Origin of the sequence: Salinarimonas sp. (assembly GCF_046292825.1) — a bacterium.
GTDB lineage: Bacteria > Pseudomonadota > Alphaproteobacteria > Rhizobiales > Beijerinckiaceae > Salinarimonas.
In genome coordinates, this window is record NZ_JBKBQG010000001.1 from 77,588 (window position 1) to 92,990 (window position 15,403).

Sequence of the window (15,403 nt, forward strand, 5' to 3'; positions counted from 1 at the left end):
ACACGAACACGACGCAGGGAGGCGCGCGCCATGGGCAGGATCGCTTTGGTGACCGGGGCGGGGACGGGGATCGGGCGGGCGGCGGCGCTCGCGCTCGCGCAGGACGGTTGGGATCTCGCGCTCGCCGGGCGGCGGCTCGAGCCGATCGAGGCGGTGGCGCAGGAGGCGCGCGCGCTCGGACGCACCGCGATCGCGGTGCCGACGGACGTCGCCGACGAGGGCTCGGTCGCGGCCCTCTTCGCCCGCGTCGAGGAGGCCTACGGGCGGCTCGACCTCCTCTTCAACAATGCCGGCACGAGCCCGCGCGCCGTCGACATCGACGAGCTGTCCGTCGCCGAATGGCGCGCGGCGGTCGACGTCAATCTCACGGGCGCCTTCCTGTGCGCGCGCGAGGCCTTTCGCGTGATGAAGCGGCAGAGCCCCAAGGGCGGGCGGATCATCAACAACGGCTCGATCTCGGCGACCACGCCGCGGCCGCGATCGGCGCCCTACACGGCGACCAAGCACGCGATCGCCGGGCTCACCAAGACGCTCGCCCTCGACGGCCGCCCCCACGACATCGCGGTGGGCCAGATCGACGTCGGCAATGCGGAGACGCCGCTCGCGAGCCGCATCGGCCAAGGCGTACCCCAGGCGGACGGCTCGATCCGCGCCGAGCCGATGATGGACGTCGCCCATGTCGGCCGAGCCGTCGCCCACATGGCGAGCCTGCCGCCGGAGGCGAACGTCCTGTTCATGACGGTGATGGCGACGAAGATGCCGTTCGTCGGTCGCGGCTGAGCGGGCGCCGGAGCCCTCCGGGCAAGTACGTGTTGCTGCGACGCAACAACCCCGCGCCGTCGTGCGGCGTCCTTACTTGGGCGACCCCTTCTTCGTTGCTTTACGTTGGGCGTCTCGCTAGCGTCCGAGGGCTGGGCGAGGAAGCCGTAAACCGTAACGAAAATGAGCCATTGATAACAATGGGCGTGACGCGTTAACGGATCGTTGATGTCGCAGCGGGGCACTCCCATGTCGCGTTCGGTCGAAGCAACACTCCAGGCTCCAGCGAGCGTCGCGTCGCTCGGCGCGCCGGCTTACGTTCCCTTCTATCTCACGGCGCTCGTCGTCATGATCGCCGACGTGCTCGCGGGCACGGCCGCCTTCGTGGCGGCCGACGCGCTGTTCCACGTCGTGCTGACGCACGGGGATTCCCGCCCGCTCGAGTCGGCGATCGTCGGCGCGCAGGCGGGCCTCGTCACGGTGGCGACGATCTTCCTCCTGCGCGGCTATTCGGGAGCGAAGCTGCGCGGCCGCCGTCCCGCGGCGGCGACCTTCCTCCAGGGCTGGCTCGCGGCGTTCTTCGTCATCGGTTGGATCGCCTTTCTCCTGCAGCAGACCGGCGCCGCCTCGCGCGGCACGGTCGCGATCGCCTTCCTGATCGGCGTCGTCGTCGTGCTTCCCCTGCGCATCCTCGCGCTCGATACGTTCGCGCGGCGGGTGCGCGCGGCGCGGATCGCGACCTCGCGCGCGCTCGTGATCCATGACGGCCGCACGGAGGGCACGGAACAGTTGCGTCAGCATCTCGCCTCGTGCGGCGTCCACGTCTCGGCCGATTTCGGCTTGCACGACGACGGCGAGACCGATGCGGCCGCGCGGCTCTCCGAGCTCGTCGACGCCTGCCGCGCCATTCTCGCGCGCGAGCGGATCGACGCGATCTACCTCCTCGTGCCGTGGCACGACGTGCCGCGCTTCCAAGTCCTTCGCTCGTGCCTGTCGCGGCTGCCCGTCTGCGTCTACCTCTTCCCCGATCACCACGCCTCGGAGATCCTCAGGGGGCGGCGAATCGAGATGGGCTTCAACACCGGCTACGAAGTGCAGCGCGCGCCGCTCGACCTGTTGGAGCGCGCCCGTAAGCGCGTGTTCGACGTCGTCGTCTCCGCGACCATGCTCGTGCTGCTCGCGCCGCTCTTCGCCGCGATCGCCGTCGCGATCCGCCTGGACTCGCCGGGTCCGGTCCTGTTCCGTCAGAGCCGCAAGGGGTTCTCGGGGCGTCGCTTCACCATCTTCAAGTTCCGCTCCATGCATGTCATGGAGGACGGGCCGGTGGTGACGCAGGCCTCGCGCGGGGATGCCCGCGTCACCCGCGTCGGCGCCTTCCTGCGCCGGTCGAGCCTCGACGAGCTGCCGCAGCTCCTCAACGTCCTGCGCGGCGAGATGTCCCTCGTCGGGCCCCGGCCGCACGCGCTCGCCCACGACGATCATTACGAGAAGCTGATCGCCTCCTACGCGGCGCGCCACCACGTCAAGCCGGGCTTGACCGGGTGGGCTCAGGTGAACGGCTGCCGCGGCGCGACGCCGGAGATCAGGGACATGGAGGCGCGGATCGCCTACGATCTCTGGTACATCGACAATTGGACGCTCTGGCTCGACCTGCGGATCATCGCCCGCACCGCCCTGATCGTCCTGCACGACCGCAACGCGTATTGAGGACAGGAAACGCCTCGATGCGCGGTGCCTCGACGGCCGCCGAGCGGCATGCCGGCAGCGTCTTGTTGCGGTGCGGCAACATCCCTTAACCAAGGCGGATTCTCTTCGGCTTTTCGCCTTGCAGAACGGAAGAGATTCTAGCTTTACTCGGGAACATATCGGACCCGACGGCACGGAGACGACGTCGGCGAAGCTCGGACCAGTCGCAGGCGCGTCGTCGGCCTGCCCGGCCGAATTCGCGTCGCAGTTCTCCGTTTCGCGGCGACGATGTCTCGCGTCGAGCGCGTCTCTCGTCCCTGGTTACGGCTGTCGCTTGCCCGGATCGGCCGACGATCCGGCCAAGACGCGTTCTCAACCGAAACGCCCTGGAGCGCCCCCTTGCTCTCAACTCACCTCCGCCGTCTCGAAGCCGAGTCGATCCACATCATTCGCGAGGTCGCGGCCGAGTTCCGCAACCCGGTGATGCTGTATTCGATCGGCAAGGATTCCGGCGTGATGCTGCATCTCGCCATGAAGGCCTTCGCGCCGGGCAAGCTGCCGTTCCCGCTCCTCCACATCGACACGACGTGGAAGTTCCGGGACATGATCACGTTCCGCGACGAGCTCGCCCGCTCGCTCGGGGTCACGCTGCACGTGCACACCAACCAGGAGGGGCTCGCGCGCGGAATCAATCCGATCGCGTCGGGGTCCTCGCTGCACACGCAGGTGATGAAGACGGAGGCCCTGCGCCAGGCGCTCGACAAGTTCGGCTTCGACGCCGCCTTCGGCGGCGCCCGCCGCGACGAGGAGAAGAGCCGCGCCAAGGAACGCATCTTCTCCTTCCGCTCCGCCGGCCACACCTGGGACCCGCGCAACCAGCGCCCCGAATTGTGGAAGCTGTACAACACCAAGATCCGCCAGGGCGAGTCGATCCGCGTCTTCCCGCTGTCGAATTGGACCGAGCTCGACATCTGGCTCTACACGCTCGCCGAGAACATCCCGATCGTGCCCCTCTATCTCGCGGCGGAGCGCCCCGTGGTGCAGCGCGGCGGCACCTGGATCAATCTCGACGACGACCGCATGCCCCTCGAGCCCGGCGAGACGCCGGTGATGAAGAAGGTGCGCTTCCGCTCGCTCGGCTGCTACCCGCTCTCGGGCGCCGTCGAATCCGACGCGGACACGGTCGAGGCGATCGTCGAGGAGATGATGTCGGCGCGCACCTCCGAGCGTCAGGGCCGCCTCATCGACACCGACGAGGCCGCCTCGATGGAGAAGAAGAAGCGCGAGGGGTATTTCTGATGCACAAGCACCCGTTCTACTCGGATGCCCTCTATCGCGGCAACCATCGGGCCGAGGACGGCTCCCTCGTCGCGCGCATGGTCGCGGACCATTCCAAGGGCCTCCTGCGCTTCCTCACCTGCGGCTCGGTGGACGACGGCAAGTCGACGCTGATCGGGCGCCTGCTCTACGAGAGCCAGCTGATCTACGAGGACCAGCTCGCCACCCTCGAGAAGGATTCCCGCCGCTTCGGCACGACCGGCGAGGAAATCGACCTCGCGCTCCTCGTCGACGGGCTCGAGGACGAGCGCCAGCAGGGCATCACGATCGACGTCGCCTACCGCTTCTTCACGACCGCCGCGCGCGCCTTCGTCGTCGCCGACACCCCCGGCCACGAGCAATACACGCGCAATATGGCGACCGGCGCCTCGAATTCCGATCTCGCCGTGATCCTGATCGACGCGCGAAAAGGGGTGCTGCCGCAGACGAAACGGCATGCCACGATCTGTTCGCTGCTCGGCATCAAGCACGTTGTGGTCGCGGTCAACAAGATCGACCTCGTCTCGTTCGACAAGGCCGTGTTCGACCGCATCGTGTCGGACTTCACGACCTTCGCCGCGCGGCTCTCCTTCGCGTCGATCAACCCGATCCCGGTCTCGGCGCGCTACGGCGACAACGTCGCCGCGCGCTCGGGCAACATGGCCTGGTATACGGGCGACACGCTGCTCCACACGCTCGAGACGATCGACGTCGACACCGATCGCGAGACGCTGCCGTTCCGGATGGCCGTGCAATGGGTCAGCCGGCCGAACCTGAACTTCCGCGGCTATGCGGGCACGATCGGCGCGGGCGCGGTGCGCGTTGCCGATCCGATCGTGGTCGCCGCCTCCGGCCGCGAGAGCACGATCGCGCGCATTCTCGGGCCCGACGGCGACGTCGAGACGGCGAAGGCTGGCGAGGCCGTCACCCTCACGCTCGCCGACGAGATCGACGTCTCGCGCGGCGACGTGCTCTGCCCGCCAGCGGCGCGCCCCGCGGTCGCCGACCAGTTCGCCGCCCACCTCGTCTGGATGTCGCCGGACCAGATGCTGCCCGGGCGCCAATATCTGATGCGCATCGGCATGCGCTACGTGCCGACCACGATCACCGCGATCCGCCACAAGGTCGACGTCGAGACGCTCAACAAGCTCGCCGCCGACGAGCTCGCGCTCAACGAGATCGGCGTCTGCAATCTGTCGACGACGAGCCCCGTCGCCCTCGATCCCTACCAGGAGAACCCCGAGACCGGCGGCTTCGTCCTGATCGACCGCTTCACCAACGTGACGGTGGCGGTCGGCATGATCGACTTCCCGCTGCGGCGGGCGACCAACATCCACCGCCAGCGCACCACCATCGATCGCGAGGCGCGCGCGAGCCTGAAGGGCCACAAGCCGGCTGTCGTCTGGTTCACCGGCCTGTCCGGCTCCGGCAAGTCGACCATCGCGGACATCCTCGAGCGCAGGCTGTTCGAGGACGGGCGCCACACCACCTTGCTCGACGGCGACAATGTCCGCCACGGCCTCAACCGCGATCTCGGCTTCACCGAGGCCGACCGCGTCGAGAACATCCGCCGCGTCGGCGAGGTGGCCAAGCTCATGGCGGATGCGGGGCTCATCGTCCTGTGCTCGTTCATCTCGCCCTTCGAGGCGGAGCGGCGGATGGTGCGCGAGATGATGGCCGAGGGCGAGTTCGTCGAGATCTTCGTCGACACGCCGATCGAGGAGTGCATCGCGCGCGATCCGAAGGGCCTCTACGCCAAGGCGCAGCGCGGGGAGATCAAGAACTTCACCGGCTTCGACCAGCCCTACGAGACCCCGTCGGCGCCCGAGCTGCACCTCGTCACCTCCGGCCGCAAGCCGGAGGAGCTGGCCGACGAGGTGCTGCGCCTGCTCCGCGCGCGCGGGATCCTCGGTTGAGCGGCGCGCGCGCCGCGGCGCGGGGGAGGCACTGATGGCGGCGCTCGACGTCCTGCTCGTGATCGGCCTCGTGGTCGCGCTCGCGAGCGGGCGCGTGCCGACGGTGGCGGCCTTCACGACCTTCGTCCTCGCGGTAGCCCTGTCGGGGCGGCTGCCCTTCGCGGACGTCGTCACGCTGCTCGCCGATCCGGCGCTCGTGGCGGTGGTGTGCCTCGCTCTGTTCTCGAGCGTCGTCGCGCGCATGGCGTGGATCCGGCGGCTGCTGTTCGCCCGCGGCCAGGCGAGCCTGTCGCGGGTGATGGCGCGCTTCCTCGGCATCACGGCGGCGGTCTCCTCCGTCGTGCCGAACACGGCCGTCGTCGGCGCCTTCATGGGGCCGGCGGCGAACCATCCGCGGGTGAGCCCGCACGTGCTCCTGATGCCCCTGTCCTACATGGCGCTCGCGGCGGGCATGCTGACGCCGTTCGGCACCTCGGCGAACCTGATCGTGGTGGGCCAAGCGGCGCGCTCGGACATCGCGCTCGGGCCGCTCGACTTCCTCTTCCCCGGCCTCGCGGCGGTCGGCGCCGTGTTCGCCACCCTCGTCCTCCTCGCCCCGCGCTTCCTGCGCGAGCCGGCCGACACGGGGGCGGTGGAGCCCGAATTCTTCCACATCGAGGCGACGATCCCCGAGGGCTCGCCGCTCGCCGGGCGCACCGTGCTCGAGAACCGACTGCGCAATCTCGGCCGCTTCTTCCTCGCCGAGGTGATGCGCGGGGAGCGGGTGCTCTCCCCCGTCGAGCCGACCGAGGTGCTGGCCGAGGGAGACGTGCTCGTCTTCGTCGGCGACGTGCGCTTCATCGAGGAGATCGCCTCCATCCCCGGGCTCGTCATCAGCGACGAAGCGCCGGCCGGGCGGCGGCAGGACAACATCCTGCACGCGGTCGTGGCGGCGAATTCGAGCCTCGTCGGCGCGACGCTCAAGGAGGCGAATTTCCGCTCGCGCTTCGACGCCTCCGTCTTCGCGATCCGGCGCGGCAACCAGCGGCTCTCGGGCAAGCTCGGCCAGGTGCGGCTCGAGGCGGGCGATCTCCTCGTCTTCGCCGCCGGCCACGATTTCGCCGCGCGCGAGGACATCCGCGGCCAGCTCCACGTCGTCGAGACGAAGCATGCGGGGCTCACCAATCTCGACACGCGGGCGGCGATCGCGGTCTCGGCGGGCTTCGGCGTGTTCCTGCTCCTCGCCTTCACCGGAGCCGTGCCCTTCGCGCTCGCGGCGATGCTGCTCCTCGCCTTCGCGGTGGGCGGCGGCTTCCTGCCGGCGCGGGACGTCAAGCGCAATTTCCCCTTCGAGCTCGTGATCGTCCTGTGGGGCTCGCTGACGCTCGGGACCCTCATCGCCCGCTCGGGCCTCGCGAGCGCGGTGGCGGAGAGCCTGATCGGGGCGGCGCCGGGGATCACGCCCGTATTGGCGCTCGCCCTCGTCTTCGCGACGACCTGGGCGCTCACCGAGCTCCTCTCGAACGTGAGCGCGGCGCTCGTCGCGCTGCCGATCGGGATCGAGGTGGCGCGCCTCGTCGGGGTGCCGCCCGAGCCCTTCGCCCTCGTCGTCGCCTTCGGCGCGAGCGCGAGCTTTCTCGTGCCCTTCGGCTACCAGACGCATCTCATGGTGATGACGCCCGGCGGCTATTCCTTCTTCGACTTCACCCGGCTCGGCGCCGTGGTGCTCCTCGCCTACGGGACGACGAGCGTCGCGACGATCGCGGCTCTGTACTTCTGAAGGGTCTCTTGCGTATGGCGACATCATCGGGAATGGCGGCGGATCTCGACCTCTCCGCGCTCCTCGTGGAGGCCGCGCTCGCGGGCGGAGCCGCGATCATGCCGATCTACGACGGCCCGGTGGAGGCGCGCGAGAAGGCGGACGCCTCCCCCGTGACCGCGGCGGACGAGGCGGCGGAGGCGGCGATCCTCGCGCTCCTCGCCGCCAAGGCGCCGCAGATCCCCGTCGTCGCCGAGGAGGCGGTCTCGCAGGGGCGCGTGCCGGAGACGGGCGCGCGCTTCTTCCTCGTCGACCCGCTCGACGGCACCAAGGAATTCATCGCCAAGAACGGCGAGTTCACGGTCAACGTCGCCCTCGTCGAGGACGGGGTGCCGGTGGCGGGCGTGGTCTTCGCGCCGGCGATCGGGCGGCTCTTCCTGGGGCTCGCGGGCGCGGGCGCGCGCGAGGGGCGGGTCGAGGGCGGGGCGGTCGTCTCGTGGCGGCCGATCGCGGCGCGCGTCGCGCCGGCGGAGGGGCTCGTGGCGGTGGCGAGCCGCTCGCATGCGGGGCCCGACACCGACGCCTTCCTCGCCCGCCTGCCCGTCGTCGCCCGCGTCTCCGCCGGCTCCTCGCTCAAGCTGTGCCTGATCGCGGCGGGCGAGGCCGACGTCTATCCGCGCATGGGCCGCACCATGGAATGGGACATCGCCGCCGGCCACGCCGTCCTCGCCGCCGCCGGCGGGCGGGTCGAGCGCGTGGACGGCACCCCGCTCCTCTACGGCAAGCGGCAGCAGGAGGGGGATACGGATTTCGCGAATCCGTGGTTCGTGGCTTGGGGGGCTCGCCCTTCGACATTTCGTTGAATCGCAGTACGCAGCACCCGCGACCCGAAGTTCCCCCAAACCACCCTCACCGCACCATCAAGCAGGTTTCGCCAACGACAGATAGATCGTTCCAATTCGGTCGATCACGGCCGAGGCCTCGAAGTTCTTCCAGGCGTGGACCTTGATCGACTCGGACATCTGGCGCGACGCCTCGGGCGAGGACATGATGCGGGTCACGGCCTCTTCGATCTGAACTGGTTCGGGTTCTGTCAGCATGTAGCCCAGTTCGCCAAACTTGATCGCGTCGAACGTGCCGCCCGCCTGCGTGACGATCGGGATCAACCCGGCGCCCATCGCTTCCATCAGAGCGTTGGGCATCCCTTCCGGATGAGAGGTCGGCATGACGAAGATGTTGCTCGCGGCAAGCGCGGCGGTCTTCGTCTCGCCGCGGACATAGCCGATGAACCGCACACCCTCGGCGCGGGCACCGTAGGACCGTGCATGCGCCTCCCAGTCGGCACGCGACGGCCCGTCACCGGCCATGCGCAGCACCGCGTCGGGGAAGCGCTCGCGGATCTGAACGAAGGCGTCTATCGCCTCGCGCCCGCCCTTGGCCGGAATGAAACGAGACATGAAGAGGATCTGCGGCGAGGTCAGCGGTGCGCAGCCCTCTTTCGGCATGACCTCTCCATCGAACATGGTGCTGATGACATGGATCGGAATGGTCGGATAGACGCGCCGTAGCGCCTCTTCGAACGCGGGAGCCAGCACGATGAAGCACGATGCTTTCCCGACCATCCATTGCGTCACCCGAGCGCCAGGCGTGGTGCGGACGAAGAAGTGCTCGTGCGCCTTCCAGTCCCAGCCGCGGAAGAAGACCAGAAAGCTTCTTCCGAAGAGAATGCAGATCAGGATGAAGACCAGGGTCCTGACAAAAGATCGTTGGTCGAGCGATGGGTTCATGTGAATGCAGTCATAGGACTTGCCCATGCTCTGCACAAAGGTGGCGTAGTCCTTAAGCAGGCGGATCAGGCGCACCAGGCCGCCCTTCTCGCCGTCTCGCGGCCCGACCGTCATCATCTCCACCGTGACGCCGGCGAGACCGCGTCTCTCCATCAGACGAAGGAAGTTACTCACGCCGCCGATTTGGCCGGCGGAGTGACCGAGTACCAGGACCTTCATTGCTTCTTCCCTTCTAGGGCGAGTCTTTGGCCGGCAGCGTTTGCCCGACTCCGGGCGCGAGTCGAAATCTGATGATGATAGAAAACGACACCTGCGAAGGAAAACAGGACGAGCACGGGCATCCGCATCAAGAGCCCGTTGCCGATCAGGCTCGATATCACGATGGCCGCGACGATCGGATAGGCTGCTCCTTGGAACACCAATGCCATCATCACGATGCACAGAACCAGCAGGCCGAGGCCGACGAACCCGTATTCGACCAAATAGGTGAGAAACGTGTTGTGCGAGGTCGTGACCTTGTTCCACATCGCGCCGACGTAGAAATCGGACCCGGGACCCGATCCAAACAGCAAGGTCCTGAAATCGCTGATGGCGATGATGTCCTCGACCCGGCCGATCCAGGTGCCGACGCGGCCCGAGCCGATGCTTTCGAACTGGAAAGTCCCCGTCAGCTGGATGTTGACCAGGATCTTGTCGATGAAGAAATACAAGGCCGCGGCGGCCACGATCGTGATCGCCGCGCTTTTGATCGTCATACTGATGTTGCGCAACGACATCAGCGCACCGCCGACAAATGCCAGGACCGTAATGATCGCCTGCATGGATCGGAACCCGAGCAGCATGTAGAGCGCGGCGCCGATCGTCGCCCACAAGATCAAACGCCCGAATAAACTTTGTCGCAGCGGTCGCGAGAAATAGACGATCAGCAGCAAGGCTCCGACGAAGTAACCGCTGGAATGCGGGCTCATGCCATAGAAAGGCCAGAGCCGTGGTGCTCGATCTGCGGCGCCCTGCAGGAACTCGCTTTCGTGGAAATAGGCGGGTTGCGTCATGACGAAGAGCAAGATCGCCCAGATTGCCACGCTCGAGATGACATGGACGACGCGGAAGTCCTTCGGCATCTTCAGCATGAGCATTCCGATCGGAAGCAGGATCGAAAGCGATCTCTTGTACGCCTCGTTCAGATCGGGGTAGTCGCTCGAGGCCAGCGAGATCGCGCTGACCAGCAGAAAGAGCAGGAAGACGATCATGAACGCGTTCGCCGAGGGTTCCCTGGCGACGGACCTGGCCAGCAGCACCAGCCCCGAAAGCGTCGTCAGCAAGAGCACGGTCGTGCCGGACGCGGCCGAGACGAGCGTCTCCGGCAGGATGATCGACGCCGCGATGATCGCGATCAGCAGAACGATCGAGAAACGGGTGACCGCGCCGAGAGGGTCGGCAATTCCGGTGCGCCGCGGCGGCGAGTAAGCGAGGTAGGGGGAGCTGACTGACATGATCTTCGCTGGCCTCACCTTGCCGACGGAACGAAAAAGCGGCGCCTTACATAGGCCGGGGCGGGACTGCCGGACCTCGGCCTCGCTCTCGTATACACTTGCGTCATCCTCGTGCCTCGCCGTTGTGCCCGGAGGAGGCATCGCTCTGCGCGATCAGCGCCCGAATTCCGTCCTGCAAGCGTCGGCGGGTGTCGCGCAGATCGGCGATGCTGCCCGCGTCGATCGTCGCGTGCTGAAACGGCGATAGGTCAAGCGGGGTGACCGGCGCATCCAAAAGCCTGTCCTTCAGACCGATCGACTCGAAGACGCCCCGGATCTTGACGTCGCCGGCAGGCCGCAGCACGGCGAGCGGCTGAACTCCGACGGACAAGCCCAGGAGCAGGGCGTGCAGCCGGTTCGAGATGAGAAGTCCGCAATCACCATAGACCTCGCGATAACGGTCGAGCTGCTGCGAGAAATCTTCGTGCGAAGCGGCTTTCCCGATACGGCCGCGGCAGTCTTCGGCCAGTTCCTTCATGAAAGCAGCATCACTCTCGACCTGCGAGACGAACTTGAACCGTGCTTCAGGAAAGGCCGAGATGGTGGCTGCGACGACATCGCGTACCTCATCCTTGGACAGGAACCCTCGACCAGTTCGGAACGAGAAGGCGATCGTCTTCGCGAATTCGGGGGCTGGCGCGGTGCTCAGCCGCGCATAGTCGACCTCCAGATTGAACGCGAGATCCGGAAGTATGCCGTGGCTCACGACGCCAAGGTGCGACAGATAGTCGGCGCTGAGCCGGTCACGCACAATCAGGCGATGCATCAGCCGGGCGCGCTCGCGGACCAGCCGCTCATATCGTGGACCCAGCGCCTCGTAACTCGCTCCGATCTGAACGATGCGGACCCCAAACCGGGTCATCAGCCAGAGGAACCGATTGTAGGCTCGGTTCATGACGTATTTGTCGTATCGTTTTTCGCCGCGGTTGCCGCCGGGCATCAATACGAAAAGAACGTTCTTGCCGGCTTGTCGTGCGCGAATCATCTCCCGCACCAGCGCGAGCAGCCCACCTCGTCGCAGCGTTATCCCGGCTCGTGCATCGAGCGCGAGGTTTGCGAGGAACGGTGCTGGAGCGCGCGAGACGTCGATCACCACCTCGACATCACGGGACAGGATTTCGATCAGCTGACGATTGATGAGCGCATCGCCGACGTTCTCGAAAGCCGTTTGCAGCAGGATGTAAGCGATCGTGGCGCCTCGATCGGTCTCGACTGTGGTCGCGGTCATGGCGCTTCTCATACCTCTCGCTCGGCTTATGGCCGAAACCCCCTGGGTCACGTATGCCGACGGCTGTGGCGATGCCGGCGTAGGATCTGCCGCGGTTTGTTCCACGCCCTCCTTACGGCGCCTATGAGGAACAGGCGCAGCTTTTCGAGGCCCGTTGGAGGGCGTGGGGCGTCGAATTGCCGCTCGTAGCCGAAGCGGGACAGCGTGTCCCCGGCCAAGGACTCGAAGATCTCGATCTGGCGGGGTGTCAGATCCCGCTTCCACGCCTCGGCGCGGCTCTTCTCGACACCGCCGCCGATCAGCGCGTGCTGGTCGCGTGTGTAGGACACGACGCGCAGGCCATCCGTGCGTACGCCTTTTTCGCGGTCGAAAGGCAGGCCGAGTTCGGCGAAGACGCTTGCGATCAGCCCTTCGCTGTCGACCAGCAAGTCCTCGTACCGGATCGAACGGCTGCGAACACGCCCTTGGTGCTCGGCGAGCCAGTGGGCGCAACTCTCCACCGATCGCTTCCATTCGGTCGCGAGTCGGATGATGTCCTGATGCCCCCACGTGAGCTTCAGTGTCGAAGCTGCGATCGCCCGCCCGTCTCGAACGATATGCAGAAGTAGCGCGTGTGGATAGATTTGGTGCAGCAGATCGAGATATTTCCGCTTTTGTGGATCGTGCTCGACCACGTATTCGAGGCCCGGCTTCTCCTCGGCATAATGGCGAAACAGGCGATCGAGCAGATCGGGGTAGGTCATCGACACCGGTAGAGCCGCAATCCAGGGCGCTGCGGGCGTGAATTGCCAGATGCGAAACCGATAATGCCCCATGACGTAGTCGAGCATCTCGCGCGTGGGGCGAGGCGAGCGGCCGAAGCGCACCAGTCCTTCGACCAGAAACTGCGCCTCGGGAACCACCAGACACTTGTCCGAAGTGCCGAGCATGCTGCCGAGCAGGGTCGTCCCGCTTCGCGGATACCCGAAGACGAACACGGGCTTCAGCGTCGGCGCCATCTCGTCGGTTCCCTCGTCGCGAACGGTGCCGGCAATCGGGCCCTCCGCGGCCTTCGTTTCCGTTTGGCCGCGGGTCCTGGCGCCACGACCCTGCCGAAGCACGGCGCGGATCTGCTTCAGGCCGAGCGCCGGTGCGATCCCCGTGTACTTCTTGCAGACGATCACGCCGACTATGTTCTGCGCCGAGATGCCCAGCGCGGCTCCGATGGCCGCGCCGAGGACAAGCAATTCCCCGGCCAATGTATAGGTCAGGGCCAGCGACGCGACAGTCGTGAGCGTCTTGATCGCGAGGATCTTGCCCTCGTGCCCGGACATCAGCAGCAAGAGCCCGTTGGGTCCGCAGGTCGTCGACACCACTTGCGCCAGGACGAGCACCATCAGCGCGGGGAAGGCGGCGACGTAGAGCGGGTTAAACAGCGCCAGCATCCAAGGACCGAGGGCCAGGAAGACCAGCCCGCCTAACAATGCGGCAGGGGCCGACAACAGGACGGTCGTGCCGAGGATCTGCCGAACCTCGTCGACGCGCCGGGCCCTCCAGGCGCGCGACATCATCGGCGCGGCGATTTGGTTGGCCGCCAGCTGCGTGATCGACAGCAGGTTGGCGAGGCGGCTCGCGGCGAAATACGCGCCCGCCTCGGCCGGGCCAAGGACCACGCCGACCAGCACGGTGGTTCCCTGCTGCTGCACTTGCGTCAGAATCGCGTTGCCCCAAAATCCCCAGAGCGACGCGCGCATCTCGGCCCGCTCCTCGTCCGGGAGCACCGCCGGAGCGCGCCAGGACAGAAGCCCGACCGTCGTCGACAGCAAGAGCACGAATTGTGCCAAAACCAGCACCGCCAGTACGCCGGTCGTGATCCAGAGCGCGCTGACCGGGCCGAAAGGCAGGGAGGCGAAGCCGACGATGGCCATCACCAGAATTCGCCAGACGACGTCGCGCGGCGCGAACGCCCATACAACTGAACCGCGCGCCCTAAGCGCGGCCAACGTCACCTCGGAGATCGCGAAGACGGCGGCGAGCGACGCCGTTGCGAGCCAGACCCCTTCCGAATAGGCGAAGGCGGAAATCTCGACGCCGAGTGAACTCATGGTGGCGCCGGCGATCAGGACGATGGCGCTGCCGAACAGGGCGAGGCCCAAGCTCCGACGGATCGCCGCCGTCGCCATCAGCCGCCCGTGGCTTTGATCGAGAGCGGGCCAGAATCGTAGAACGGCATTCTGCTGGCCGAAACTGGCGACCGGACCGAGGATCATCGCGAGGGAGAAGGCCGAGGCGAAAACGCCGAAGCCCTCGGCCGAAAGCGCACGGGCGACGACCAGGAGGAACAGGAAGGATATTCCGAGCCCGGCGATCTTGATGAGCCCGGCCGTCGCGGCGCCGCGAAAGAACCGAAGCTTCCGCGGCCCGCCGGCAGGCTCGTTGGCGGCACCCATCATCCGACCTCGTGCGGCCCGAGGAGCCCCCGACCCACAATCCTCGCGCGGGACATCAGCGCGTCCTCGTCACAGGACGGCGCGGACGGAGGCGATCAGCTGCTGGCGCTGGCCCGCCTCGCCCCGCTCCGCGCGCGTCAGCTCGGGGGCGCGCAGGAGCGCCAGGATGTCGTCGGCATTCTCCACCCGGTAGACGCCCGCGCGCCCGTCCAGAGCCGCGAGGGTCGCCTTCTGGTGGTCGTTGCGATGCTCGCCGCGCGCCGCGTCCCGCGCCATCATCAGGAGCGGCTTCTTCAGCGCCATGCCCGTCAGCAACGTGCCGATGCCGGCATGCGAGACCACGGCGCGCGCATCGGCGAACATGCCCCGGAACTCGGCGACCGTGAGGCGATCGACCGTCTGCATGTTCGTCAGAACGTAGCGGCTGGGGCCGATCTGGGCGACGACCGGCTCGTCGAGGCGCGCGGCGACCTGGTCCATCGCCGCGATCAGCCGGTCGAAGGGCAATTGCGTGCCGACGGTGACGAAGATCACAGGACGCTCCCGACGAAGCGCACGCGCGAGGTCGCGACGTGCGGCCATTGCGTGAAGCAGTGGTGGACGAAATAGCTCGCGATGCGACCGCTCATCGAGAGCTTCTCGACATTGGCGACGCTGTCGATCCAGATCGTCCGCGCGCCGAACAGCCGGGCCCAGAACAGCATGATCAAGCCCGGCGCCGCCCCGGTCGAGACGACGGTGCGGGGGCGGTAGCGCAGGAACAATTCCAGGCTCTGCCAGGCGCATCGGAGCACGGAGAGGACGTCCGAGCGGCTGCAATCGCCGACGATCTCGACGACGCCGTTCACGCCCGCGCGCGCGCTCTCGTCCGTCGTGACGTAGATCGCTTCGACGCCGTCGAAGACCTCGCGCAGCGCGAGCATCTGCTCCCAGTGACCACCTTTGGACGCGACGGCGACGACCCTCGCGGTCGCCACGCTCTCCAAGCCGCCAGCCAGTTCTGCCGACATA

General features: G+C 67.2%; 12 protein-coding genes. 6 read left to right on the forward strand and 6 right to left on the reverse strand.

Going from position 1 to position 15,403, the window contains the following annotated elements:
- The first annotated feature begins 30 nt into the window (after positions 1-30).
- The 6 genes from ACK4UM_RS00380 to cysQ all read left to right on the forward strand — a co-directional run bounded on the left by ACK4UM_RS00380 (position 31) and on the right by cysQ (position 8,279).
- Complete coding sequence (locus ACK4UM_RS00380) at positions 31-780, forward strand: SDR family oxidoreductase (protein WP_409794011.1); 750 nt, start codon at positions 31-33, stop codon at positions 778-780.
- A gap of 228 nt (positions 781-1,008) precedes the next feature.
- Positions 1,009-2,466 carry an undecaprenyl-phosphate glucose phosphotransferase gene (locus ACK4UM_RS00385; RefSeq protein ID WP_409794014.1) on the forward strand — a complete coding sequence of 486 codons (1,458 nt, stop codon included), beginning with the start codon at positions 1,009-1,011 and terminating at the stop codon, positions 2,464-2,466.
- 378 nt (positions 2,467-2,844) lie between these two features.
- A complete protein-coding gene (gene cysD, locus ACK4UM_RS00390; protein WP_409794017.1) occupies positions 2,845-3,744 on the forward strand; it encodes a sulfate adenylyltransferase subunit CysD in 900 nt (299 codons plus the stop codon).
- On the forward strand, positions 3,744-5,678 hold the full coding sequence (gene cysN, locus ACK4UM_RS00395; protein WP_409794019.1) for a sulfate adenylyltransferase subunit CysN: 1,935 nt from the start codon (positions 3,744-3,746) through the stop codon (positions 5,676-5,678). The genes cysD and cysN overlap by 1 nt, the downstream gene beginning before the upstream one ends.
- Positions 5,679-5,712: 34 nt before the next feature.
- Positions 5,713-7,437 (forward strand): SLC13 family permease, encoded by a 1,725-nt coding sequence (locus tag ACK4UM_RS00400; RefSeq protein WP_409794021.1) that lies wholly within the window; start codon positions 5,713-5,715, stop codon positions 7,435-7,437.
- A 14-nt stretch (positions 7,438-7,451) separates the two neighbouring features.
- Complete coding sequence (gene cysQ / locus ACK4UM_RS00405) at positions 7,452-8,279, forward strand: 3'(2'),5'-bisphosphate nucleotidase CysQ (protein ID WP_409794023.1); 828 nt, start codon at positions 7,452-7,454, stop codon at positions 8,277-8,279.
- 57 nt (positions 8,280-8,336) lie between these two features.
- Here the strand turns inward: cysQ and ACK4UM_RS00410 are convergent, their stop codons facing one another.
- The 6 genes from ACK4UM_RS00410 to ACK4UM_RS00435 all read right to left on the reverse strand — a co-directional run bounded on the left by ACK4UM_RS00410 (position 8,337) and on the right by ACK4UM_RS00435 (position 15,402).
- Positions 8,337-9,422: a glycosyltransferase family 4 protein gene (locus ACK4UM_RS00410; RefSeq protein ID WP_409794026.1), complete on the reverse strand. Its 1,086-nt coding sequence runs from the start codon at positions 9,420-9,422 to the stop codon at positions 8,337-8,339.
- Complete coding sequence (locus ACK4UM_RS00415) at positions 9,419-10,696, reverse strand: hypothetical protein (protein WP_409794029.1); 1,278 nt, start codon at positions 10,694-10,696, stop codon at positions 9,419-9,421. Before ACK4UM_RS00415 ends, ACK4UM_RS00410 begins: the two co-directional genes overlap by 4 nt.
- Positions 10,697-10,799: 103 nt before the next feature.
- On the reverse strand, positions 10,800-11,963 hold the full coding sequence (locus ACK4UM_RS00420) for a polysaccharide pyruvyl transferase family protein (RefSeq protein WP_409794031.1): 1,164 nt from the start codon (positions 11,961-11,963) through the stop codon (positions 10,800-10,802).
- 47 nt (positions 11,964-12,010) lie between these two features.
- Positions 12,011-14,395, reverse strand: coding sequence for a sulfotransferase (locus tag ACK4UM_RS00425; RefSeq protein WP_409794034.1), 2,385 nt, complete (start codon positions 14,393-14,395; stop codon positions 12,011-12,013).
- A 66-nt stretch (positions 14,396-14,461) separates the two neighbouring features.
- The gene (locus ACK4UM_RS00430) at positions 14,462-14,926 is read right to left on the reverse strand and encodes a glycosyltransferase (RefSeq protein WP_409794037.1); all 465 of its coding nucleotides are present in this window, start codon (positions 14,924-14,926) and stop codon (positions 14,462-14,464) included.
- On the reverse strand, positions 14,923-15,402 hold the full coding sequence (locus ACK4UM_RS00435; RefSeq protein WP_409794040.1) for a glucuronosyltransferase: 480 nt from the start codon (positions 15,400-15,402) through the stop codon (positions 14,923-14,925). The genes ACK4UM_RS00430 and ACK4UM_RS00435 overlap by 4 nt, the downstream gene beginning before the upstream one ends.
- Between the last annotated feature and the right edge of the window lies 1 nt (position 15,403).

Excerpts from the sequence above, each read along its gene's own strand:
- ACK4UM_RS00415 (WP_409794029.1), bottom strand. The coding sequence starts at position 10,696 with ATGTCAGTCAGCTCCCCCTACCTCGCTTACTCGCCGCCGCGGCGCACC.
- ACK4UM_RS00410 (WP_409794026.1), bottom strand. The coding sequence starts at position 9,422 with ATGAAGGTCCTGGTACTCGGTCACTCCGCCGGCCAAATCGGCGGCGTG.
- ACK4UM_RS00380 (WP_409794011.1), top strand. The coding sequence starts at position 31 with ATGGGCAGGATCGCTTTGGTGACCGGGGCGGGGACGGGGATCGGGCGG.
- ACK4UM_RS00385 (WP_409794014.1), top strand. The coding sequence starts at position 1,009 with ATGTCGCGTTCGGTCGAAGCAACACTCCAGGCTCCAGCGAGCGTCGCG.
- ACK4UM_RS00435 (WP_409794040.1), bottom strand. The coding sequence starts at position 15,402 with ATGTCGGCAGAACTGGCTGGCGGCTTGGAGAGCGTGGCGACCGCGAGG.
- cysQ (WP_409794023.1), top strand. The coding sequence starts at position 7,452 with ATGGCGACATCATCGGGAATGGCGGCGGATCTCGACCTCTCCGCGCTC.
- ACK4UM_RS00425 (WP_409794034.1), bottom strand. The coding sequence starts at position 14,395 with ATGATGGGTGCCGCCAACGAGCCTGCCGGCGGGCCGCGGAAGCTTCGG.
- cysN (WP_409794019.1), top strand. The coding sequence starts at position 3,744 with ATGCACAAGCACCCGTTCTACTCGGATGCCCTCTATCGCGGCAACCAT.
- ACK4UM_RS00400 (WP_409794021.1), top strand. The coding sequence starts at position 5,713 with ATGGCGGCGCTCGACGTCCTGCTCGTGATCGGCCTCGTGGTCGCGCTC.
- ACK4UM_RS00420 (WP_409794031.1), bottom strand. The coding sequence starts at position 11,963 with ATGACCGCGACCACAGTCGAGACCGATCGAGGCGCCACGATCGCTTAC.